The organism is Metabacillus indicus LMG 22858 (assembly GCF_000708755.2).
Lineage (GTDB): Bacteria > Bacillota > Bacilli > Bacillales > Bacillaceae > Bacillus_P > Bacillus_P indicus.
Genome location: NZ_JGVU02000005.1, coordinates 208857 through 230821, shown reverse-complemented (window position 1 = coordinate 230821; position 21965 = coordinate 208857). Strand labels below are relative to the sequence as shown.

Sequence of the window (21965 nt, the reverse complement as noted above, 5' to 3'; positions counted from 1 at the left end):
CGGTAAAGAAAGACTTCCTTTATCAGCATTCGACAAGAAGATTCTACACATTCCTCAAATCCAGTCTGGTAATCTTTTCTTGTATTCATTTAAAAGGGGACTAGAGAGAAATGAAAAAATGGCTGTTCGCGTTCATCACGGCTTTCTTCCTGTTTTCTCAAGCTTCAATTCCGGCAAAAGCCGACGGCATTCCGCAGCTTATCATCATCAACAAAAGCACCAATAAACTGGCCTTTTTTGACAATGGAAAGCTCATACGCGTCTTTCATGTCGCTACCGGCAGAGACAATTCCTTTACGCCGGAAGGGACCTTTCCAATTGTCAATAAGATCAAAAACCGCCCTTACTACAAAGAGAACATTCCAGGAGGAGACAGCCGCAATCCTTTAGGCGACAGGTGGCTCGGCCTCAGGGCACTTGGGACGGAGGGCACCACTTACGCCATTCACGGCAATAACAACGCAAACTCCATCGGAACCTATGCCAGTGCAGGCTGCATCCGCATGCACAATGAAGAAATCCGTTATCTCTTTGACCAGGTTCAAACCGGCACATCTGTTATTATTCTGCACTCCACTCACTCCTTTGAAGCAATCGCCGCAGCAAACAACTATCCAAATTCCCTGCCTGCAGATTCACCTCCTGCAGATGATGAAAAGGCGCCGGCTGAGAAACCTGTGCCAAAACCGAAGCCTGCTCCAAAGCCGGAGCCAAAACCGGAACCAAAACCCGAGCCTGCCCCCGAAGACCCTCTCTCATGCATCAAAAGCAAGCTGCAGGGCCGCATATACTTCCCTGACATTCATGTAAAAATGGATGTATCATGTTCTGCTCAAGCCGGCGGGTCCTAATCGCCGGCTTTTTGCATGGAGAAATGACAGACACGCTTACAGCCATTCCTCCAACATGGCTAACCTTTTTTGAAATTGTTATAATAGGAGAGAAGATACGCTTAATCACCCGGATGGAGGTACACATACTTATGACAATGAAAAAAGCCCTAACGTTCGCCGGATCAGACAGCAGCGGCGGTGCCGGCATTCAGGCAGATTTAAAAACCTTTCAGGAGCGCGGCGTTTACGGAATGACAGCGTTGACCGTAGTAGTTGCGATGGACCCTGCAAACGAGTGGCATCACCAGGTATTCCCTGTGGAGCTTGAAACCATTAAAGCTCAGGCAGCCACAATTGTGGAAGGCATCGGCGTTGACGCCATGAAAACCGGCATGCTCCCTACAGTTGATATTATCAAGCTTGCGGCCGATACGATAAAGAAATACGATGTGCAAAATGTTGTTGTGGATCCTGTTATGGTCTGCAAAGGAGCAGACGAAGTGCTTTATCCTGACCTGGCGGATGCCCTCAGAGAGATTCTGACTCCGCTTGCGACAGTCGTCACGCCAAATTTATTTGAAGCAGGACAACTGAGCGGAATTGGTACAATTACAACTGTTGATCAAATGAAAGAAGCAGCTGTAAAGATTTTTGACCTGGGCCCGAAATTCGTCCTTGTAAAAGGCGGCGGCAAACTGGATCATGAAAAAGCAGTGGACGTGCTCTACGACGGAAAAGAATTTCAGATTCTTGAAGGCGAGCGCATTGACACATCTTACACGCACGGAGCAGGCTGCACATACTCGGCAGCGATTGCGGCTGAACTTGCAAAAGGAGCTTCCGTTAAAGAAGCCATCTACACAGCAAAAGAGTTCATCACGGCAGCCATCCGTCATTCCTTCCCTCTGAATGAATACGTAGGACCGACAAATCATGCTGCATTGCGTTTGCATGGAGATAAGTAATTTATGAAAAAATCACCCGGCGGATGCCGGGTGATTTTGTTTTGGACGTTGTGCTGTCCTCTGTGCCGCCAGCGCGACTTTGTTATGCCCTTTATCTCAGCCGTGCTTTATTATAGGGTTCCATTTTTACTTTTTGGTGCACCATATTTCAGCTGCATCACTTTATAGGGCACCATTTTCACCTTTTGCTACTCCATATTTCAGCCGCACAAATTATAGGGAACCATTTTTACTTTTTGCTGCCCCATATTTCAGCTGTGCCACTTTATAGGGCACCATTTTTACTTTTTGCTGCCCCATATTTCAGCTGCGCCACTTTACAGGGCACCATTTTCCTTTTTTGCTGCCCCATAACCCAGCCGCACCTGATTACAGGGCTCCAATTCCATCAAAAACCTGTCACCCGAGTTCATCACAGCTCCCACTTCTTCAAATCAAAAGCCGCCTCTCCCTCTGCAGAGACCACGATGCTTTTTTCATCCGGTTCCGGGAAAAATCTTGCTGTGAACACTTCTTCTCCGTCATTGATAAAGACTTCAATGGATGAGGTGTCAACAAATACATGAATGTTAGATAGGTGCTCCAGCCGGCACTGTCTTGATTCCGGCTGTCCGTCAGCATAGCTTGTGCGGGTCAGCGTAAAGACTTTCTCCTCACTGGAATAGTGAAGAGTCGCATTGTTCTTAATGGAAACGGAAAGGCCGGATCTGACTTCCAGGTTCTCAAGCTTCAGTTCAAAAACAGTTCCAGCCGTCTGGTGCTTCTCTCCCGCCTGCAGCCTGATGCCAGGCACTGACTCTTCTGTTTTCCTCAATGCCTCCAGCTCTTCGACCGGCTGCTGAACAAGTTTCTCTCCACGCATCGACAATTTCCTCGGAAATGTCATGTTGTGTATCCACTTATGCGGGATGGTTGGATGTTTGTCTTCCGCTTGATCCGGCACGCTCATCCAGGCGAACAGCAGGCGTCTGCCTTTCTCGTCTTCTGTTGTTTGCGGTGCATAGAAGTCAAAGCCTCTGTCAAGCTCGGCGAAGTCACCGTGCGTCAGTTTTGCCGATTCATAATCCATTTCCCCGGAGAAGTAGCCGGACTGGTAAACATTCTGATACAGCATTCCCTGCGGCTTAAGGCCTTGAGGCGAGACGATGAGAATGTCTTTGCCGTCAAGATGAAACAGGTCGGGGCATTCCCACATATAGCCGAATTCACCCAGCTGCTCTGTATGAGAACCCGCCACGTCGCCTAAATAGGTCCACTTCATAAGATCCTCAGAAGAGAAGATGGCTGTACGGCCTTTGAGTTCAGTTGTCTGGGCACCGACAACCATGTACCACTTTCCATCATGCTCCCACACTTTTGGATCGCGGAAATGAGCGGTATAGCCTTCAGGAAGCTCAGCTACAACGCCTTTTTTCTCAAAATGAAGACCATCCTCAGATACGGCCAGGCATTGATAGGTCTCTCGCTCCCCGTTCTCATCCTTTACATTTCCTGTATAAAAAAGATGCATTTTATCGAAAGCGTCCACTGCACTGCCTGAATAGCAGCCGTTCTTTTCATACCATTCACTCGGAGCGAGTGCAATCGGTTCGTGCTTCCAGTTCACAAGATCCTGAGATGTGTAATGTCCCCAGAATTTAGCACCATGCCCTGTCTTAAACGGCATCCACTGATAAAAAAGATGATAGACACCCTTCCACTGTATGAAGCCGTTCGGATCATTCAGCAGACCGACCGGCGGCATAATGTGGTGCTTAAGGCGATACGGATCGCTTTCAACCATTTCTCTATTCATTTCCGCTTCCAAATAGGCGGCTTCTTTCAGTTCAGCGTCCCGCTTTGTCATATCGCTTCAGCTCCTTATCTCTTTTTCAGAATGTTTTCCACTTCGCCAAGAGTCGGCAAAGCGGTCATAGCACCTTTTACAGATGCAGCAAGGCCGCCCGATACACTGGCAAATCGGCCGATTCGCTTCAGTTCATCCGCAGCCAGCTCACCCGGATGCGTTTCAAGCTCGTGCAGCTGATAAAGGATGCCCGATACGAAGGCGTCTCCTGCACCTGTCGTATCGACTGCATTCACCCTCATCGCGTCGATTTTGACTGCCCCATTCTTTGTAAATGCATAGCTGCCTTCGCTTCCCATAGTGATAAACAGCAGCGGAATGTTATAAGCAGCCAGTTTCTCTACACCTTTTTCAATGTCAGATTCACCTGTCAAAAATTCAAGTTCTTCCTCTGATATTTTGATCAGATCCGCCTTGCCGAACATAGATAAAATCGTTTCTTTGGCTGTCTCTCCGTTTTCCCACAGGCTGAGCCTCAGATTGGGATCGTAGGAAACAATCATTCCGTTCTCCCGTGCAAGTTCGACCGCCTTGACTGTCGCACTTTTTGAAGGCCCGCTTATCATCGAAATCGATCCGTAGTGAAGAATTTTGCTTTCAGCAAACAGGGACACATCTAAATTCTCTTCATGCAAAAACCGGTCTGCGCTCGGATCAATGTAGAAATCGAAGGACCGCTCGCCACCTTCTGCGAGCGTAATGAAGACAGCCCCCGTTTTCGCTTCTTTTGTCAGAAACATATGGTCTGTATTCACACCCAATGACTGAAGCGTTTCCTTTAAAAAAGTTCCAAGCACATCATCCCCGACTTTGCCGAGGAAAGAGGAAGGCGCACCCAGTCTTGCAAGTCCGACTGCTACATTTGCCGGAGCACCTCCTGGGCTTTTCTGATACACAAGGTTTTCAGAATCAACCGGTATAAAATCAATCAGCGCTTCTCCAAGACTGATTATTCCTTTTTTCATCGCACTCAAACCTTTCTGTTTTGAAAGGAAAAACAGGCAAGGTTACGGACCCTGCCTGATTTTCTTTTCCTTACTCATTCTTCTTTTAAACCCAAAATCCTACTTCTTCTCTTCCTCTTTTATGCCAAGAAGCATCGTGGCAATAAAGGCACCTGCAACCGCAATGGCAAAACCGATGAGGTAGTTCACGACGGCAGCCGTTCCAAACGGCGCCACAATGGCAATCATCGGGATTCCTGTGAGTCCGTAAGCATTTGCTGCCACATTCGTGAAAACAACATAAGCACCGCCAAGTGCTCCGCCGATCATTCCCCCGATGAATGGATTGCGGTAGCGCAGATTCACCCCGAATATAACAGGCTCTGTAATGCCAAGGAAGGAAGAAAAGGCACCTGGAAGGGCAATTTCTTTCGTTTTCGCTCTCTTCGTCATGAAGAAAACAGCAAGACCCGCTCCTCCCTGCGCTACGTTCGCCATCGACCAGATCGGGAGCAGGTAGTTTTTGCCGAGGTCAGCAAGCAAACCTGCTTCTATAGCATGGAAGCTGTGATGAACGCCCGTTAAAACAATGAGAGAATACGTTCCGCCAAAAATCAGTCCGGCAAGGAAGCCTGCCGTGTCATACACATATGTGAGAGCTGCTGTAATCCCTGACCCCAGCCCGCGTCCAAGAGGGCCGATGGCAATCAGTGCGATAAAACCTGTCGAAATGATGGTAAGGAACGGAGTGATAAGCAAATCAATTGAGTTTGGCACCACTTTTCGCAGTCCTTTTTCAATTTTGCTCATCACGTAAACAGCCAGCAGGATAGGAATAACAGTTCCCTGGTACCCGAGCATCGCAATGTCCATGCCTGCAAAATTCAAGTAATCTGGTTTAGCTTCTGCAAGTCCCCACGGATTTAATAGTGACGGGTGAGTCAAAATCCCGCCGATTACGGCCCCAAGGTACGGATTTGCCCCAAACTCTTTTGAAGCACTTACACCGATCAGGATTGGCAGAATGATGAAGGCTGCACTCGAGAACATATCAAGAAGCACAATGAAGGCACTGTCAGCGCTCACCCATTCGAACGCTTTCATCATGCCAAGAAGCCCCATTAACAGACCGCTTGCGACAATCGCCGGAATAATCGGCACGAAGATATTTGAAAGGGTTTTGGCAAACCGGGCAAAAGGATTCATCTTCTGTTTAACAGCATCGGAATGCGAGACATTCTCTGTTTCCTGAACGCCTAAATGCGGCTGAAGCTGTTCGTACACCTTGTTGACATTGCCTGTTCCAAAGATAATCTGAAATTGTCCGGAGCTTGCAAATGCTCCTTTTACTCCTTCAAGCTCTTCAATTTCCCCTTTATCAGCCTTGCTGTCATCCTGCAGGACCAGACGAAGACGTGTCGCACAGTGTGTTGCACTGATAATATTGTCTTTCCCGCCAAGGAGCGGAACCAACTTTTCAGCAGTATCTTTATAATTCATACCTTTCTCCTCCTTTTTTAAATAGAAAAAGACCTAAAACTTATAAAGGTATCATAGACAGAGTGTCTCCAATGATCTCTTTACAAATTTTAGGTCTTGCCTGCATAACCAGTCACAATCCCGGATATGAAGTTAAGTAATACGCTTTCATTGTAGGGGATGAAAACGCTCCGGTCAAGAAAAAACTATTCGCTCAGCCTCTGAATATGGAGAGTAATATATCCCATTTCAGATTCTGGAAACTGCATGCCGTATTCCTTTTTCAAATAGTCCGCTATTTTCTCAGAACATGCATAGGCGAAGCTGTAGGTTTTCTGAATCATCTGCAGCATCTCCCGGTCCATCACGTGGAAATCTTCGTTCTGCTCAAGCCGGTTTAAAGCAAATCTCAAATGCGTCAGCAGGCGCTGATAAGATATGGAATCCTTGCTCAAGCTCACACCAAAGTGGCGTTCAATCATATCAATTGATTCCTGGATAATGGCCGTATGCCTGATTGTCACTTTCATGTCTGCAGCGTCCAGTTTGGCTGTATGAATGTGGAGTGCTATGTGGCCCGCTTCATCCTCAGGGAGGGAGATTCCAAGCTTTTCTTCTGCCCGTTTAATCGCCCACTGTCCGATTTCAAATTCATTTCTATACAGCACTTTAATTTCGCTCAGCAGCTTATTCTGAATGGCATAGCCATTTTGAATCCGTTCGACTGCAAATGATAAGTGGTCCGTCAGGGCAATGTGGATATGATTGCTCAGCGGAGACATCAATCGGCCTTCTGCGTAGCTGATAATCTCTTCGGCAAGCTCGATGTGCTCTTCCGGAACCATCTGCAGCAGCTGCTGGAACTTTTCATTTTCTTCCTTCATCACAAAGATCTTCTCCACTTTGCTTTTTGGAATGATGTCATTTTTCTTTTTTTGAAAAGCTATTCCCGGTCCCATGACAATTTTCTCCTGGTCCCCGTCCCGGACGACAGCAGCATTATTGTTCAAAACTTTGTAGATTCTCACGTGACACGACCCTCTCCTGCTAATAGTCTCTTTATCATGACAAAAATGACGAAAAATCTCAAATTTCATCATTCTGTGTAAATATCTTGTAAACGTTTTTAAAATATTTGTCAAATTATAAGATATTCACACGATCTTCCACACTTCGACACAAGTTATCAACAGAAGTTATCAACATATCCACAATTTCTATCCACATTTTGTGTGGGTACAACTGTTCGCCACTATATATATAGAGTCCCAAACTTTATTCACAGGGGTGTTGATAACCTAAATTACTATTGTGAATGATTTAAAATTGATGCAAATCAGAGCTGTTTGTGCACATCTCTCAAAATCCAAAAAGGCACAAAAAAAGGGGCTCCTATGACAGGAATACCCCTCCGTACACAAGCGCACCTGCAATCACGTAAGCAGGATGCACCTTCCATTTTTCCAAAAGCAGCAGGCTGATGATAAACAGAAAAAGCGTATGCCAAATGCCAGATCCTTTCGCAGAGTTATCCAAAAACTGATACGTCATCACTCCAAGCATGACGGCGATGACAGGTCTGACAACCGCTGAAAGACGCTTTACCTGAGGAGATTCTTTGTATTTCATCAGGATGTTTAAAAGGAACAGCATAAGAATCAGCGAAGGGGCAATGGTGGCAAACAGCCCGACTGCTGCACCAAGCCATCCTCCCTGCTGATAACCGATCAGGCCGGCCATTTTTGTGGCAATGGGACCGGGCAGCGCATTGCCGATCGCCAGTGTTTCACTGAATTCATTCACCGATTGCCATTCGTAGCGGTCGACCACTTCCTTTTCTATTAACGGAATGGAAGCAGGGCCCCCGCCGTATCCGAGGATGCCGGGCAGGAAGAAGGCAAGAAAGATGTGAACATAAATCATGATGGCATCCCCTTTTGATCCGATTTCCGCCGGGGTTTATATAAAACCGCCCAAAGAAGAAGCGCACCGATAATGATACCTGGATGAATATGAAGAAATTCCATGAGGATCAAAGCTGACCCCATAAGCAGAATGGTCTTAAACATCCCGAATGACTGGGAGGATTTTTTTGAAAAGTCCCAAGTAAGTGTCAGGAGCATCACAGCTACAACCGGCAAAACGGCCTGCGACATTCCCCTCACCCACGCCTCTTCTTTATAGGCGTTCAGTGTTGAAAGCAGGAGTATCATCAATATAACTGTCGGCAGGGCTGTGGCAAGGACCGCATTCAGCATGCCGGCCACCCCTCCGACACGGTACCCGATATAACCGGCCATTTTCGTGGCAATCGGTCCGGGAAGTGTGTTGCCGAGGGCCAGAACATCTGAAAACTCGTCGTCATCCATCCATTTAAATGTACTGACCACTTCCTTGTGAACAAGCGGAATTGTGGATGGGCCTCCGCCAAATCCGAGCATGCCGGACCTGAAGAAGGCGATAAATAAATTCCGCTGCAGGATCAGCGGCGTCTCTTTTACCACGATGCAACGACCCCGTCTGCTCTGGATTCTGTTCCGCCGGACAGCACGCCCGTTTCAGGATCTCTCCATATAATCTGTCCGCGCCCAAAAGCTCCTTTATCAACAGCAACCTGGATTTGGTGGCCTTTTCTCGTGAGAGCCTGCGCAAGATGGGAAGGAAAATGCGGCTCTACAAGCACCTTTTTCCCCTCCATCCACTGCCAGCGCGGTGCATCAAGTGCAGCCTGCGGATGAAGACCAAAGTCGATTGTATTCATGACAACCTGCATATGCCCCTGCGGCTGCATATAGCCCCCCATTACACCAAAGGGACCAACCGCGTCATTCCCTTTCGTCAAAAACCCTGGAATAATCGTATGATACGTCTTTTTACCCGGCTTCAGGGCATTTGGGTGTGTTTCATCAAGGGAAAAATCATGCCCGCGGTTCTGCATTGAAATGCCGGTCCCCGGAATGACCACTCCTGAGCCGAATCCCATATAGTTGCTCTGAATAAACGAGACCATGTTTCCTTCTCCGTCTGCAGCGGCCAAATAAACGGTTCCGCCTTTGACAGGCTCATAGGCGGAAGGCTCCACAGCATGCTCTTTGATCTCGGCTCGGCGCTGCTCTCCGTAAGCATCACTGAGCAGTTCTTCTGTCGTGATTTTCATCTCTTTCGGGTCGGTTATGTATGCTTTTCCATCTGTAAACGCAAGCTTCATGGCCTCTATTTGTTTATGATAGGTTTCAAGGCTGTCTTTTTCGCGAATATCAAATCCTTTTACAATATTTAAACCAAGGAGCGCGACAAGACCCTGTCCGTTAGGCGGGATTTCCCAGACATCATAGCCCTTGTAGCGGACGGAAATCGGATCTACCCACTCAGCTTCATAGGAAGCGAGATCCTCTTTTGACAAGTATCCGCCCTGCTCCCCAATAAACGAACTGATTTTATCCGCCAGATTTCCCCGGTAAAAGCTTTCTCCTTCTGTTTCGGCTATTTCCTTCAGTGTGGCAGCATGCCCAGGCGAGCGCCATACTTCTCCAATTTTCGGAGCACGGTGATCAGGTGCAAACGTCTCGAACCACGCTTCAAATTCGGGACCGGAAAGGGTACGCTTGAATTTCTCATAAGCCAGTGACCAGTATTTCCCGAGAATCGGTGTGAGCGGATATCCTTCTTCCGCATAGCTGATTGCAGGTGCCAGCACTTCCTGCAAGGGCAGTCTTCCAAATCTCTTTGACAGCTTCGCCCAGGCGGACGGGGCACCGGGAACGGTAATCGGGGTCACCCCATAGACAGGCATTTCAGTATGTCCCTTTGCTTTAACGGCTTTGATGGAGAGGGAAGAAGGCGCAGGACCGCTTGCGTTTAACCCGTACAAACTGCCATTCGTCCAGACAAGAGCGAAGGCATCTCCGCCAATCCCGTTTGATGTCGGTTCAAGGACCGTGAGTGCTGCCGCTGTCGCAATAGCCGCGTCAATGGCATTTCCTCCTTTTTTCAATATATCGAGCCCGGCCTGTGCAGCAAGAGGCTGCGAAGTGGCAACCATGCCTTTTTTTGAAAAAACCGTTTGCCTTTCAGACGGGTATGGATGATACAGATAATCAAACTGCATAAGTAACCTCTCCTTATTTGACATTGCATATTATGTCGTTTCTCTAAAGTATATCTGAAAACGTCAAATATTCAATCTATTAAGCCTTTCCGTACCATCCACTATAATTCGTTTTTAAGTTCCATTTTCTGCGTTTCACGTGAAACAATCTTCAGCAAAATGATCCTTTTTTACACATAAAAATCCGGCAGGAATCTGCCGGATTTGATTATTTCGATAGTATTTTTACAAATTCTTTCGCTGTGTTGACGCTTGACTGCGGATTTTGTCCGGTCACAAGCTTGCCGTCTACTTCTGTATGGTCTGTGAATTTCGGTGCTCTGATAAATTCGGCTCCAAGATCAACTAATTTTGATTCAAGCAAAAAGGGCATATACTGATCGAGCTTTGTGTCTACTTCTTCCTCGTCTGTAAATCCTGTCAGCCGCTTTCCTTCTACTAAAGGCTTTCCGTTTGAAAGAACGGGTCCGACAAGTCCTGCAGGTCCGTGGCATACGGCACCGATTGCTTTATCAGATTCAGCAAAATGCACCAGGAGCTCCTGCAGTTTTTTGTTATCCGGGAAATCAAACATCGTACCATGGCCTCCAGGGAGGAAAATCCCGTCATACTCTTCGCCGTTTACTTCATCGAGATGGACCGTTTGCTTCAAAATCTGTCTTGCTTCCTGCCACTGATCCTCATTCACGCCCTCTAAGCTGTTCGGGTCAAGCGGAACGTTCCCGCCTTTCGGACTCGCCGCTGTCACTTCATATCCGTTTGAAGTAAACTCTTCATACGGCTCTGCAAATTCAGAAAGCCAAAGGCCTGTTTTATGATCATCGGTTATTTTATCTGCTGTTGTCACGACTGTAAGAATTTTTTTTGCCATATTTACCGCTCCTTTTAAAAGTGTCATTCGCAGTAAGTTTTCCCGGCTTATCTTTTATTAAACCCTTTTGTTTCCGTAAACTCTTTCATGTACATTCTCGTCGGCTTGGAAAGCATGGAAGCCATTTGACCTGTCCATGTATCGCTGCGCTTGCCCGAAGTCCGCTCGCGGTAATACTCCGAAATAAGCTCGTTATACTCTTTGAGCTCTTTTTTATAGACAGCTTCATCCGTTTCATACACATCTTCATGATAAACATGCTCAAAGTGAATTCTCGGTTTTTTGTCCGGATTTTGAGCCGGATATCCCACAGCGACTCCAAATAGCGGCATCACTCTTTCAGGGGTTTTGAGGAGCTCCGACACTTCCCTGAGGCTGTTTCTCAAGCCTCCGATGTAGACGGCTCCAAGCCCCATCGACTCAGCAGCGATGACGGCATTTTGAGCTGCAAGAGCGGCATCAATGACAGCGACCATGAACTTTTCTGTACTTTCAAGGGATTCGTCAATAGTGACGCCTTCCATTTCAGCAAGCACATCATGCCGGTGTAAATCCGCGCAAAAGACAAAGAAATGTCCGTTCTCTTCCACATATGGCTGATTGCCCGCAAGCTCTGCAAGCTTTTTCTTCATTTCCGGATTTTTGACCCCAATAATAGAATAAGCCTGGATGAAGCTTGATGTGGATGCAGCCTGAGCGCTTTCAACAATCATCCGGATCTGTTCGCGGCTTAACGCTCTGTCTTCAAATTTTCTGATTGACCTGTGTGACAGCAGGGTTTCAATGGTCTGGTTCATTGTATCCCTCTCCTTTTTGTTCGTTTTTCTTATCTTACCTAAGTTTCACCTTTTTTGCAGATATTAGGCTTAATGAGTACTTTTAAAGGGTAAAAAAAGGAGAAAATACAGGAAATTTGCTGAAAGGCATTGGCTTTTCTGCCTGTTTGCATTAAAATAACACAGGTTACATAAATATGTACTTTTACGTAAGGAGCATCCAAATTGACTTCACAGACAAAAAACAACCTTAAATTCATTCTTCCTTCCCTGTTGGGAATTCTTTTATTTATGGTACCGATCAGCTATAAAGGCGAAGTAACCATTCCAATAGCCATTTTCTCTGGCATGCTGCAGAAGGCGCTTGGCCCTTCGCTTCCGGCCATTATGACCGTCATCATCATTCTTACACTTATTGGGACACTTGCAGCCAAATGGATGAAACCGGACTTTGTTGCAAAGAGCCCGTTCTTTACAGCCTTGTTTGATGTCCCGGTTATCTGGGTGATTGCACGCGTACTTGGCGCCATTTTCGCCGTGCTTACGCTCTTTAAGGCAGGCCCGGAATGGATCTGGTCTGAAAATACCGGAGGCCTTCTGCTGAATGATCTGCTTCCGATTTTGTTTTCCGTTTTCTTTTTTGCAGGGTTGCTTCTGCCTTTGCTGTTAAACTTCGGGCTGCTTGAACTTTTCGGTTCATTGCTCGCTAAATTTATGAGACCTGTTTTTAAGCTTCCCGGCAGATCTTCTGTCGATTGTGTTGCTTCCTGGCTTGGAGACGGAACCATCGGCGTTCTGCTGACAAGCAAGCAGTATGAAGAAGGCTTTTACACAAAGCGGGAAGCCGCTGTCATCGGGACGAGCTTTTCAGTTGTTTCCATTACATTCAGCCTTGTCGTCATTTCGCAGGTTAACCTTGGCCATCTGTTTGTGCCCTTTTATTTGACTGTAACTTTAGCAGGCGTGATTGCCGCTCTTGTACTTCCGAGAATACCTCCGCTTTCTTTAAAAGCAGATACGTATTACCACGGACAGGAGGAGCAAATTTCAGAAGCGGTGCCTGAGGGCTATACGCCATTCAGCTGGGGCTATAAACAAGCTTTGAAAAGGGCTGAAAAAAACACAAGTACAGCTTCTTTTTTCCAGGACGGGGCAAAAAACATTCTGGATATGTGGATGGGTGTAGCACCGATTGTTATGGCTCTTGGCACCGTTGCGCTGGTCGTTGCTGAATATACGCCTGTTTTTGACTGGCTTGGCATGCCGTTTATCCCGCTGCTCGAACTGATGCAGATCCCTGAAGCACAGGAAGCATCCAAAACACTTGTTGTCGGATTTGCCGACATGTTCCTTCCAACTGTTCTTGCTGCCGATATCACTAGTGAGATGACTCGTTTCATTATTGCCTGTGTATCTGTCACACAGCTTATCTATATGTCGGAAGTGGGCGGGCTGCTGCTCGGATCTAAAATTCCGGTTTCCTTCAAGGATCTCGTGATTATCTTCCTGCTTCGAACACTGATTACATTGCCGGTGATTGTGGGTATTGCTCATATTTTATTTTAAAAACGTTAAAAGACCGTCTGGGATCTCCAGACGGTCTTTTGCTGTTTATCAGCCATCTTATACAGTCAGCGCCATTTTCTCAAGCTCCGCCTTCAGCACCTTCGCAATTTCAAGCATGCCGTATCTGCCGGCCTCTGCCTCTGCGTCTCCATTGTAATTTGTGTTGGTATTAATATCATACGTGTAGATCTCGCCGTCTGCATCGCGGATGAATTCAATGCCTGCCACTTTAACGTTATTTGCTTTCAGCATCGATTCATATTTAGATATGATTTCTTCATTCACGTCATCAACAATCTGGAACTTTGGTTTGGCAGGCGCTTCCTCTCCGACCGGGCAGAAAAGATCTCCAATCTGGCAGGCGTCCGCCGGGCAAAGCTCAAAGCCTTCTGACGTGTCTACACGCACAGCATACAGGAATTTGCCGTTTACAAATTCACAGCGGGTAATATACGGATCAGGCGCCTGAATGTATTCCTGTATAAGAGTAATGCCATCAACCGGCTCCTCGAAATCCGGGCCATTTACATACTGCTTTAGTCCTTCAATGGAATGGAAAAGCTGAACACCAAGACCTTTGCCTGCCCGGTTATGCTTCGTAATGAAAGGTTTTCCCTCAAGTTGGGCCGCTGCGTCTAAGACAGCCTCTTTCCCAACGGCAGCTGTTGTTTTTGGCGTTTTAATGCCGTGTTCATTTAAGGTCATATACTGTGCAACCTTGCTTACTTCAAGCTGGATAGCCCGGCTGCCGTTATAGACTTTGCGGCCATGACGCTCAAGCCAGTACAGAACAGAAGCTGCAAGTTCCGGTGCATACCTGTGCCCTCTTGTGTGTGAAGAGGCGCTCATACGATTATAGAAGATCCCTTCAGGCGGTGCTTCAGACAGGTTCACAAGCCCCTGATCGAGGTGCCATTCCTCATATGGAACATTCAGTTCGTTAAGTCTTTTCGTCAAATGATCTGTCCACTCTGTATTTTCATGAATAATATACACTTTGCTCATTACACATATCCCCCATCCTGATGCACTTAAATTAGCCTAATCCTACTATATCCATCAATTATCTGTCAATTTAAAATACCCTGTCAGTTACTGGCATGGACAAAGAACAGGTTCTTATGCGGGCCGTCCAAAATAGAATAAGAGTAAGATCTTTAATTTTTGAAAATTTAATTAAAAGAAATAGTTAGAAACACTGGAATTTTAACCCTGATGTGATATACTAATTGTAACAAAACGTTCACAAAGTATTTTCTTGTTTGTCACATTTTCAAATATGTAAGCGTTGACAATAATCTAAAACGGGAGTTGTTAAACATGGATGTATTCTTCGTCTATTTGCTCATTGTAAGTGCTACGCCGCTCTTCTTGTGGGATCAGCGAAAAAGCCTGGCGCTCCTTCATATACCGTTCATCTTAATGCTGTGGGTTTACTTCGGAATGTTTGCCACAATGGAGCTTGCCATGCCGCTTCACATTATCGGGGGTTCCCTCTTCCTGGTTAACCTGGTGTTCGCCCATGTTGCAGCCTACTTGATTTACGCTAAGCCGATCTTAAAGCGCAAAGCCGATCCTAAAAGCAATTTGGATATCATCAAATAAAAAATCCCGGACACCAAAGTCCGGGATTTTTTCTGTTTATTAATGATCGTTCATTACCCATACAGATCCAAGAACTGTTACAACGGCAACAAAGATCGCGAATGCTGTATTGACAACCTGTACGTTTCCGCTTTCTGATTCCGTCATGTGCATGAACATGAAGAGCTGAATGCCAGCTTGAAGGAATGCGAGAGTGAAAACAACAGCTATTTTAATAGATAATGAAAAGTCAGTATATAATCCAATCCAAAGTGCGACGATTGTCAGTACAATCGAGGAGATAAACCCAATCACGTGACTCCACGGAAAGTGGTTATGATCCCCTGCTGTTTTTTGCTGATTAGTGGCCATGCGGACTTAATCCTCCCATCATAAGGAGCAGGTATACTCCCGAAAAGATGAAAATCCAGACAACATCAAGGAAATGCCAGTAAAGACTTGAGATGAACAGCTTGGCTGACGTTTGAGGAGTTAATCCTCTTTTCTTTACTTGCATCAAGATGAAACTGATCCAGAATATCCCGATGGTGACGTGAAGTCCATGGGTTCCTGCAAGAACAAAGAATGCTGACCACATTGCACTTGACTGCAATGTAGCACCATGGTGAACATACTCTACAAACTCATATATTTCGTAACCGACAAATCCAAGTCCAAGGGCCAATGTGATGATTGTCCACATGATGACGCCTTTTTGGTTGTGGCGGCGCAACTCGTGAATTGCAAGGCCACATGTGAAACTGCTTGTAAGCAACAGGAACGTCATGATCAAGACGCCTTCAATCTTAAACAGATCAGTCGGCAGCGGGCCGTCTGCTGTCATCGGCGCAAGAACGAAGTAAGTCGCAAACAGCGTTGCAAACAGGGCAATTTCAGCACCAAGGAAGATCCAGAAGCCAAGAATATTCAACCTTCCTATTTCAGATTGATATTCAAGAGGCACATTCGGATCATGTTCTTCATGATGATGTGCATGTTCCATCATTCACGCCTCCTTTACACAGATATTTTTTGTTCTGTTTCTTTAATTTCTTCAACACTTACATAGTAGCCATGATCTTCTTCAAACGAGCGAAGGATCATGCAGGCAAAGATTCCGATTAAACCGGCAATGGCAGGAATCCACCATTCAAAGACAAGAGCGAAACCGCTGATTCCAAAGAACATGGACATGATGAACGGTCTGCCTGAGTAGTTAGGCATGTGAATCGGCTTGTACTCAACTTCTTTTTTCTTGCCTGTTTCTTTTTCTTCCATTTTCATTTGCCAGAATGCATCAAGACCCTTTACCTCAGGTGTAACCGCAAAGTTGTAGTGAGGCGGAATCATTGTAGTTGTAGACCATTCAAGCGTACGTCCGTCCCAAGCATCTCCAGTTTGCTCGCGTGGAGAGTAGCGGAAGCTGTAGTAGATGTTGTATACAAGAACAACGAATCCAAGGGCCATTCCAATTGCACCAATGGATGCTACCACGTTAAGCCCCGTCCATCCGTCTGCAGCGCCATACGTTGAAATACGGCGTGGCATGCCGGCGAGTCCAAGGAAGTACATTGGGAAGAAACAGATGTTAAAACCGATTGTGAACAGCCAGAAGCTGACTTTCCCGATTTTTTCGTTTAGTTTGTGTCCGAACATCTTCGGATACCAGAAAATCAGACCTGCGAAACATGCGAACACGGTTCCGGCGATCAATACGTAATGGAAGTGAGCAATCAGGAAGTACGTATTGTGGTACTGATAGTCTGCTGCTGCCATCGCAAGCATAACCCCTGTTACCCCGCCGATGACGAAGTTAGGAATAAACGCAAGTGACCAGAGCATTGGTACAGTAAATCTGATTCTTCCTTTGTAAAGCGTGAAGAGCCAGTTGAATATTTTAACACCCGTCGGTATGGCGATCGCCATTGTTGTGATGGAGAAGAACGAGTTAACAAGTGCTCCTGAACCCATCGTGAAGAAATGGTGAACCCAAACGACGAAACTTAGACCAGAGATTGCAACGATGGAGACAACCATCGCTTTGTAGCCGAACAATGTTTTACGTGCAAACGTTGAGATGATTTCTGAGAAAATCCCGAACGCAGGCAGGATAACGATGTAAACCTCAGGATGGCCCCAAATCCAGAACAAGTTCGCCCAAAGCATTGGCATACCGCCATTTTCAAGGGTGAAGAAAGCTGTTCCGAACAGCCTGTCAAATGACATCAGCGCAAGCGCAACTGTCAGTACAGGGAAAGCGAACACGATAATCAAACAAGTGATTAAAGATGTCCAAGTGAACATCGGCATGCGCATAAGCGTCATACCAGGCGCACGCATCTTCAAGATCGTGACCATGAAGTTAATACCTGTCAGGAGTGTACCGATACCGGCAACCTGAAGGCCAAGAAGGTAGTAGTTCTGTCCAGGTCCGGGACTTGCCTCGTTGCCTGCGAGAGGCGTGTAGCTCGTCCAGCCTGCATCAGGTGATCCGCCGATAACAAATGAAATGTTAAACAGCATCGCACCGACAAAGAATGTCCAGAAACTTAATGAGTTAAGATACGGATAAGCAACGTCGCGCGCTCCAATTTGCAGAGGAACAACAACGTTCATTAGACCAATCAAAAACGGCATCGCCATGAAGATAATCATGATCGTTCCGTGAGTCGTGAAGATTTCATTGTAATGCTGCGAATTCAGAAACTCTGAATCTGGCAATGTCAGCTGGGCGCGCATTAAGAGAGCATCTACTCCCCCGCGGAACAGCATCAGAATGGCAGCAATGATATACATTATTCCAAGCTTCTTATGGTCGACAGTCGTAATCCAGTCTGTCCAGAGCCATTTCCACTTTTTAAAGTAGGTAAGGCCTGCCACAATGGCGATGGATGTAAGCAGTATTGAGATTTGGGCGCCGAGTATAAGCGGGTCGCCCATTACAATAAATTCATCCCATTTCATAGTTGATGTTTCCTCCCTTCTCAGTGAGAATGTTCTTCTTCAGTCTTTTCGTCTGACTGATGCTCAGAATGATCTGCACCCTCATGTTCAGAATGTTCTGAACCATGTCCTGTGTGACCTTCTGATTTTTGAGTATGATCAATGTTCATTTCTTTATTTGGATCGATTTTCTCCAAGTGCTCAACTTCATCGTGCTTGTGAAGCTCATAACCGGACTGTTCGCGGACTCTCACTGCATATTCAGAGTCTGTTGAATGGTCCACCCACTCAAGGTGAGTGTTGGAGAATGTCATTTCTCCAGTTGTTCCAGGAATCATAAGCTGATCATACTGATCCTGCGTAAGCTCAGGTGCAGAACCTTTTGTTTCTTCAGCCCATTTCTCAAACTCTTCTTCAGGCATGGCTTCTACATCGAATGTATGTCTTTCAAAGCCTTTACCCGTAAAGTTCGCGTTGCGTCCTGCATACGTTCCAGGCTCATCTGCCTGCAGGTATAGCTTAGTCTGCATGCCGGACATCGCATATTTCTGTCCTCCAAGCTGCGGAATCCAGAAAGCTGTCATTGTATCAGCAGAAGTAAGCTTGAACAGGACAGCACGGTCTTCAGGAATGTTTAAGTAGTTAACAGTCTCAATTCCCTCTTCTTCATAAGAGAAAATCCATTTCCAGTCAACCGATGTTGCATGTATAACCAGAGGCTCCTTATCTCTAGATGATTCAGGCGGCTCTTCAAGTGCATAAATAGTTTGAACGGTCGGAACAGACAGAGCAATTACGATCAGAATCGGAATAACTGTCCAGACAATCTCTAAGAATTTGCTGCCTTCCATTTCAGGCGGCTCATATTCAAGGTTGTCTTTTCGCTCACGGTATTTAATGACAATGAGGGTAAACAGAACAAACACAACAGCTATAATGAAAAGCATAAAACCTATCGACAAAAGAATAAGGTCACTTTGTGCAGCTGCAACAGGTCCTTTCGGATCCAGGATCACATAGTTGCTGCATCCGCCCAGAAAAAAGACAGAGAGTAATAGACCTAACGCATAAAACGGTTTAAACAGCTTGAACACCAGGTTCACCTTCCTTCCTAATTAATGGCATGACTATTATGCATGCTTTTTGCAAAAAAAGCACGTTTAAATTATGGCAGAAAAACGATGTTTTCGTTTTCTTTTCCTCTATATGCTAGCAGAGCAGGCTTCATCATGTGAGTACCCTTCATCAAATGTCACGAACATTTCATCAGTCGTTCAAACAAATGTCACATTTTCATCATACTTTAGTCATATTTATTCCAGTCCTTTCTTTTAATGGAATTGAAAGTGTTTTTATTAAAAATTTTTCTTTTTAAGGATAAATAAGTAAAGAGAGCATCAAACCTCTTTTTACCCTTGCCGCAGAAGGGGTAAACTCTGTAATATGTTCAAACTCTCAGACTTTTTATCTAGTTTGGGAAGGGGTATTTTTAAAACTGAAAGAGCATTGGCGGATTCCAAAAGTTGGGTAATTCAGCATACCCCGTAAGGCATTTACTTACCCTCTCATATCGTTTTACAGTTTTGCAGGGTACAATTCCACCGGTTGCTTACCCTCCCAGATCGTTTTACAGTTTTGCAGGGTATGATTCTAGCATTTGTTTACCCTCCCATATCGTTTTACGGTTTGCCAGGGTACGATTCAGGCATTTGCTTACCCTCCCAGATCGTTTTACGGTTTGCCAGGGTACGATTCTCGCTTTTGCTTACCCTCGCTTATCGTTTTTCGGTTTCCGAGGGTAAGCAAACCACCGCTCACACCCCTTCCCCGCTCATAAAAAGCAGCCCCGGATTTCCGGGACTGCTGCATGTCAGTCAAACTTCAGCTTGGACAGGGCATCTGCCAGAGCGGGGTTTGATAATTCATCATTCTGTTTTTTCATGTAGTTTGCGACTTCTTTTTTGGACACTTTTGTGTTCTGGGTTTTCTTTTTGCGTTCCGTAAAGGAGGAGAGCTTTTCGCGGTGGCCGCATTTGCACAGGAAGAACTGCCCGTCTCCCTCGCCGCGAAGCTCGAGCTTTTTATGGCATACTGGGCATCTGGCATTGGTTGTGCGCGCGATACCTTTTCTGTAGCCGCACTCCCTGTCCTGACACACGTGCATTTTCCCTTTTTTGCCGTTCACTTCAAGAAGAAGCTTGCCGCACTCAGGGCATTTTTTGCCGACGAGGTTATCGTGCTTAAAGGTTTTGCTGCTGTTTTTCACTTCCTGGACAACCGCTTTTGCATAGCCCCTCATCTCCTGGACGAAGGCCTGCTTTGCAAGCTTGCCTTTGGCGATTTGTGTAAGCTTTTGTTCCCACTCCGCTGTGAGGGCAGGCGATTTCAAGTCTTCCGGCACAAGCTCGAGAAGCTGTTTTCCCTTGGAAGTGACGAAAAGTTCTTTTCCTTTTTTCTCAACTAAGAAGCTGTTGAACAGCTTTTCAATAATGTCAGCCCGGGTTGCCACGGTCCCAAGACCGCCGGTTTCGCCGATGACTTTCTTTAGATCTGCATTCCCGGACATATATTTTGCCGGATTTTCCATCGCTGAAAGCAGGGAAGCTTCATTGAAGCGGGAAGGAGGCTTTGTTTCTCCTTTCGTCTGAACAAGTGACTGAACGCTCAGCACGTCACCTTTGTTCAGAACCGGAAGCTGCTGCTCTGAAAGGCCGTCCTTCTCGTCTTCCTCTTCATACTCATACACTTCTTTCCACCCTTGAGAGAGGACCGCTTTTCCTTTCGCAAGGAAGGTCTCATCTCCAATCCTGCACGTGAGCGATGTTTGCTCATATTCAAAAGCCGGGGAGAGAACGGCAAGGAACCGCTTGACGACTAAATCGTAAATTTTTCTCTCTTTGTCGCTGAAGGCAGATGAAATAACCGTTTCTTCCGTTGGAATAATGGCGTGGTGATCAGAAACCTTGCTGTCATCCACAAATGACGAATTCGCCTTGATTGGCTTTTGGAGAATCTTCATCGCTGCTTTAGCATATGGTTTTACTCCGCAGGCTTTTACCCGTTCTGCAAGTGTATCGACAAGGTCTGAACTTAAAAAGCGCGAATCTGTTCTTGGATAGGTCAGCACTTTATGCTGTTCATAGAGCTTTTGCATGATGGACAGCGTTTCTTTAGCCGAGTAGCCGAACCGCTTATTCGCGTCCCTCTGAAGCTCTGTCAGATCATACAGGGCGGGAGAAAACGTCTTTTTGCGCGCTTTGTCCGCAGACACTATGACAGCATCTTTCCCTGAAAGCCCCTTTGATAAAGCGGCCACTTTCTCCTGTTGAAAGGATTTGATATCCTTCGTTTTTGCATCCTGCCAGACGAGATGCAGCCCCTCTTTTGTCTGGGCTTTCAGGCCATAGTATGTTTTCGGCTGAAACTGCCTAATTTCTTCTTCGCGCGCTGCAATAATGGCAAGCGTCGGTGTCTGAACCCGACCTGATGAGAGCTGGGCATTGTGCTTTGTAGTGAGCGCACGGGTCGCATTCATCCCGACGATCCAGTCCGCCTCCGCTCTTGCTTCAGCTGAATGGAAAAGAGGCTCATAGTCTTTTCCATTTTTCAGCTTTTTGAACCCTTCATTAATGGCTTTATCCGTCACAGATGATATCCACAGCCTTTTAATCGGTTTATGGACATGTGCTTTTTCAATAATCCAGCGTGCGACAAGCTCGCCTTCCCGTCCGGCGTCAGTCGCGATGACGATTTCTGTTACGTCCTTGCGATTTAATACGGCTTTTACCGCATGAAATTGCTTGCTTGTCTTTTTTATCACAACGAGTTTCAGCTCGTTTGGAAGCATCGGCAAATCTTCCATCTTCCACGTTTTGTAGGAATCACTGTACGCTTCAGGATCTGCGTGTGTAACAAGATGGCCTAGAGCCCATGTCACAATGTATTTGCTGCCTTCAAAATACCCGTTGCCTTTTTTTCCGCACTGTAACACTCTTGCAAGGTCCCTTCCGACAGAAGGCTTTTCTGCAAGTACTGCAATTTTTCCCATAG

19 protein-coding genes are annotated in these 21965 nt (G+C 46.2%); 4 read left to right on the top strand and 15 right to left on the bottom strand.

Going from position 1 to position 21965, the window contains the following annotated elements; all coding sequences use genetic code 11:
* Nucleotides 1-110 precede the first annotated feature (110 nt).
* Complete coding sequence (locus AZ46_RS13990) at nt 111-851, top strand: L,D-transpeptidase (protein WP_051827356.1); 741 nt, start codon at nt 111-113, stop codon at nt 849-851.
* 131 nt (nt 852-982) lie between these two features.
* A complete protein-coding gene (locus AZ46_RS13985; RefSeq protein WP_029283198.1) occupies nt 983-1798 on the top strand; it encodes a bifunctional hydroxymethylpyrimidine kinase/phosphomethylpyrimidine kinase in 816 nt (271 codons plus the stop codon).
* A gap of 412 nt (nt 1799-2210) precedes the next feature.
* Here AZ46_RS13985 and AZ46_RS13980 read toward each other — a convergent pair whose 3' ends face one another.
* From AZ46_RS13980 to nfsA, 9 genes are all read right to left on the bottom strand, one after another.
* Nucleotides 2211-3644, bottom strand: a complete 1434-nt coding sequence (locus AZ46_RS13980; protein WP_029283196.1) for a glycoside hydrolase family 32 protein — start codon at nt 3642-3644, stop codon at nt 2211-2213.
* 14 nt (nt 3645-3658) lie between these two features.
* Nucleotides 3659-4609, bottom strand: coding sequence for an aminoimidazole riboside kinase (locus AZ46_RS13975; RefSeq protein WP_029283194.1), 951 nt, complete (start codon nt 4607-4609; stop codon nt 3659-3661).
* Between the two features lie 99 nt (nt 4610-4708).
* Entirely contained in the window at nt 4709-6088 is a 1380-nt protein-coding gene (locus AZ46_RS13970; RefSeq protein ID WP_029283193.1) for a sucrose-specific PTS transporter subunit IIBC, read from the bottom strand.
* Nucleotides 6089-6273: 185 nt separating this feature from the next.
* Nucleotides 6274-7095 carry a PRD domain-containing protein gene (locus AZ46_RS13965; protein WP_029283191.1) on the bottom strand — a complete coding sequence of 274 codons (822 nt, stop codon included), beginning with the start codon at nt 7093-7095 and terminating at the stop codon, nt 6274-6276.
* A 364-nt stretch (nt 7096-7459) separates the two neighbouring features.
* Complete coding sequence (locus AZ46_RS13960) at nt 7460-7990, bottom strand: chromate transporter (protein WP_029283189.1); 531 nt, start codon at nt 7988-7990, stop codon at nt 7460-7462.
* Entirely contained in the window at nt 7987-8550 is a 564-nt protein-coding gene (locus AZ46_RS13955; protein ID WP_029283187.1) for a chromate transporter, read from the bottom strand. The genes AZ46_RS13960 and AZ46_RS13955 overlap by 4 nt, the downstream gene beginning before the upstream one ends.
* Before the next feature lie 14 nt (nt 8551-8564).
* Nucleotides 8565-10175 (bottom strand): gamma-glutamyltransferase family protein, encoded by a 1611-nt coding sequence (locus tag AZ46_RS13950; protein ID WP_029283185.1) that lies wholly within the window; start codon nt 10173-10175, stop codon nt 8565-8567.
* Between the two features lie 208 nt (nt 10176-10383).
* Entirely contained in the window at nt 10384-11046 is a 663-nt protein-coding gene (locus AZ46_RS13945) for a type 1 glutamine amidotransferase domain-containing protein (RefSeq protein WP_029283183.1), read from the bottom strand.
* Between the two features lie 47 nt (nt 11047-11093).
* Complete coding sequence (nfsA, locus tag AZ46_RS13940; RefSeq protein WP_029283181.1) at nt 11094-11843, bottom strand: oxygen-insensitive NADPH nitroreductase; 750 nt, start codon at nt 11841-11843, stop codon at nt 11094-11096.
* A 270-nt stretch (nt 11844-12113) separates the two neighbouring features.
* Here nfsA and AZ46_RS13935 point away from each other — a divergent pair, with 270 nt between their 5' ends.
* On the top strand, nt 12114-13388 hold the full coding sequence (locus AZ46_RS13935; protein WP_081414229.1) for a YjiH family protein: 1275 nt from the start codon (nt 12114-12116) through the stop codon (nt 13386-13388).
* Between the two features lie 57 nt (nt 13389-13445).
* Here the strand turns inward: AZ46_RS13935 and AZ46_RS13930 are convergent, their stop codons facing one another.
* Nucleotides 13446-14393, bottom strand: coding sequence for an ATP-grasp domain-containing protein (locus tag AZ46_RS13930; protein ID WP_029283177.1), 948 nt, complete (start codon nt 14391-14393; stop codon nt 13446-13448).
* A gap of 315 nt (nt 14394-14708) precedes the next feature.
* On the opposite strand from AZ46_RS13930, the gene AZ46_RS13925 reads away from it, so the two are divergent.
* On the top strand, nt 14709-14993 hold the full coding sequence (locus AZ46_RS13925; RefSeq protein WP_029283175.1) for a spore morphogenesis/germination protein YwcE: 285 nt from the start codon (nt 14709-14711) through the stop codon (nt 14991-14993).
* Between the two features lie 39 nt (nt 14994-15032).
* Here AZ46_RS13925 and qoxD read toward each other — a convergent pair whose 3' ends face one another.
* The 5 genes from qoxD to AZ46_RS13900 form a co-directional block, all read right to left on the bottom strand.
* Nucleotides 15033-15344 carry a cytochrome aa3 quinol oxidase subunit IV gene (gene qoxD / locus AZ46_RS13920; protein WP_029283173.1) on the bottom strand — a complete coding sequence of 104 codons (312 nt, stop codon included), beginning with the start codon at nt 15342-15344 and terminating at the stop codon, nt 15033-15035.
* Nucleotides 15334-15975 (bottom strand): cytochrome aa3 quinol oxidase subunit III, encoded by a 642-nt coding sequence (qoxC, locus tag AZ46_RS13915; RefSeq protein WP_029283171.1) that lies wholly within the window; start codon nt 15973-15975, stop codon nt 15334-15336. The genes qoxD and qoxC overlap by 11 nt, the downstream gene beginning before the upstream one ends.
* A gap of 14 nt (nt 15976-15989) precedes the next feature.
* Entirely contained in the window at nt 15990-17936 is a 1947-nt protein-coding gene (gene qoxB / locus AZ46_RS13910; RefSeq protein ID WP_029283169.1) for a cytochrome aa3 quinol oxidase subunit I, read from the bottom strand.
* Nucleotides 17937-17956: 20 nt separating this feature from the next.
* Nucleotides 17957-19009, bottom strand: a complete 1053-nt coding sequence (gene qoxA / locus AZ46_RS13905; protein WP_081414221.1) for a cytochrome aa3 quinol oxidase subunit II — start codon at nt 19007-19009, stop codon at nt 17957-17959.
* 776 nt (nt 19010-19785) lie between these two features.
* Complete coding sequence (locus AZ46_RS13900; protein ID WP_029283165.1) at nt 19786-21963, bottom strand: DNA topoisomerase III; 2178 nt, start codon at nt 21961-21963, stop codon at nt 19786-19788.
* Between the last annotated feature and the right edge of the window lie 2 nt (nt 21964-21965).